Genomic DNA, 2,255 nt, shown 5'->3' on the forward strand with positions numbered 1-2,255 from the left:
CTTTTTTTGTCATTTTCTTTTTTTGTCATTTTCTTTTTTTGTCATTCTGAGGCACGAAGAATCACACTCGCTAATCACACAAAACAATCACATAAAGAATAACAATTCATGAGTTACAAGTGAGATTCCTACGGAATGACAAAAACAAAAAGTACTTTTTTTGTCATTTTCCCCGGATAGCGCGGATTTGCAATCCGTGCCCACAAACCAAATAAAATTTGAAACATATTAGGGAAATCAAAGAAATCAAAGAAATTTTTAAAATTATTCCAATTTCTAAAATCTGTGTTCTAAACAATCCAATAATCAAAACAACAATTATTAGCAACTTCCTTACCACCAAAATAAAAAATCATTACCTATGAAAAATAAAATACTCCTAATCGCTTCTTCGTTAGTGTTGTTATTATCAACGGCATGTTCAAGTGATGGCGACAGCGACAACAGTGACGCTATTGTTTACACAGATAAGAGCTGTTCTAAGATTGTCACTATTCCTGACATCAATTTTAAGTCTAAACTTCTAATGGGTTATCCGCATGTCTCAACGCATGAAGGTTCCTCAATAATCGACAAGAATGGAGATGGTGAAATACAGGTTTGTGAAGCAGAAGCTATATCCCGTATTACAATAGACCAGTCTGATATCAATTCCATTCAGGGTATCCTTGAGTTTAGGAATGTTCAAAATATTTCATTTAAAAGCAACAACATTAGTGCAGCACTTGATCTTACGAGTCTAAAACGTCTTAAATATGTATCGTTAACTAATAACAACATACCATCACTTAAGGTAACAGGTCTATCTCATTTGGAATATTTGTTTTGTGATGATAATAACTTACAGACACTTAGTGTAAAATCGCTTGGTTCATTAAAAACGCTTTATTGCCAATCCAATCAAATCACAGACTTGAATATTGAAGGTGCAACTAAACTTGAAGTACTTCACGTTAACCAAAATGATATTTCTGAATTGGAAGTTCGTCATATTTCTGGTCTTCGTCAGTTGATCGCTCAGGATAATAACCTTACTCATCTTGACCTTCATGGACTCAAACAGCTTTTAAATGTAAATTGCTCCACAAACAAACTGATTTCACTAGATGTTTCAGGATGTACAGGCCTTTGGGATGTGGAATGCGGACAGAATGAACTTACCGATCTTAAGCTTACAGGTTGTACAACGCTCAATTATATAAATTGTGATATTAATAAGTTGGTCAATTTAGATTTTACTGGCCTAACAAATTTGGTTTATGTCACTTGCAGCAGTAACAAATTAGTTTCTGTTGATTTCAGGGATTGTGTGGCAATGAATTATTTCAATATCGATTTCAATCCAAACCTTACCTCAATGGTAGTAAAAAATGGAAGCGCTGCACCGCAGGGAATTTCCATTTACCAATGTCCTTCACTTACTAGTATTTGCTGTGATGCAATAGAACAATCAGAAATTATGTCGGACATACAACTTTACGGATATAACTGCAGCGTGGTGACAAACTGTTTTTAGTTTATAAATTGAATGCGCAACTAAATGAGCCCAGATAGGAAGAATTTTCAATCCGAACTAACGGCGTAGTTATTTTTATTAATCTTTTAAAATTAAACATCATGAAAACATTACTTTTAAGTTTAGTTATTTTTATTTCTTTAAGTTGTAGTAATACTGATGATGATAATTCAAAAACTACAGACATTGAAACTCCAATAACACCAACTTTAATTGGTAAAAGTAGTATTTCAAACCCAAGCACTCCATTGCAAAACGTATTGATTACAAACCAATTACAATGGGATTCATTACTATTATCAATGAATGAAGTAAATAATGTATCTAATGGTTTTACAGAAACTAATATTAATTTCAATAACTATGATATTGTTGCCGCATTTAGAAATCCAATTTCAAATAGCGGTTCATCAGTGGATATTACCAATATTGTTGAAAATCAAACACAAAGACTTGTAACTATTCAATATCTAACAAATGGATTTAACGCAAATATAGCCCAGCCCTTCCATATCGTAAAAATTCCAAAGTCTTCAAAGCCAGTGATTTTTCAATAATTTATTTCATTGAATTTTAATTTGAGTGCATTCAAAATCTTAAATCCAACTTTTTTAATCAGTAGAACAACCAAGATAAAGCAACTTTGCAATCCGTGCCCACAAACCAAATAAAATTTGAAACAGATTAGAGAAATCAAAAAAATCAAAGAAATTTTTTAAATTATTCCAATTTCTTAAAT

General features: G+C 32.0%; 2 protein-coding genes. Both read left to right on the plus strand.

The features are described from left to right. Nucleotides 1-361: 361 nt before the first annotated feature. Nucleotides 362-1,516 (plus strand): leucine-rich repeat domain-containing protein, encoded by a 1,155-nt coding sequence (locus DIU01_RS14600; protein ID WP_290835707.1) that lies wholly within the window; start codon nt 362-364, stop codon nt 1,514-1,516. Nucleotides 1,517-1,617: 101 nt separating this feature from the next. Next, the gene (locus tag DIU01_RS14605; protein WP_290835710.1) at nt 1,618-2,073 is read left to right on the plus strand and encodes a hypothetical protein; all 456 of its coding nucleotides are present in this window, start codon (nt 1,618-1,620) and stop codon (nt 2,071-2,073) included. Nucleotides 2,074-2,255 lie beyond the last annotated feature (182 nt).

This window comes from Flavobacterium sp. (assembly GCF_003525665.1).
Classification (GTDB): Bacteria; Bacteroidota; Bacteroidia; order Flavobacteriales; family Flavobacteriaceae; genus Flavobacterium.

Coding starts and splice junctions, on each gene's coding strand:
- DIU01_RS14600 (WP_290835707.1), top strand. CDS start 362: ATGAAAAATAAAATACTCCTAATCGCTTCTTCGTTAGTGTTGTTATTA.
- DIU01_RS14605 (WP_290835710.1), top strand. CDS start 1,618: ATGAAAACATTACTTTTAAGTTTAGTTATTTTTATTTCTTTAAGTTGT.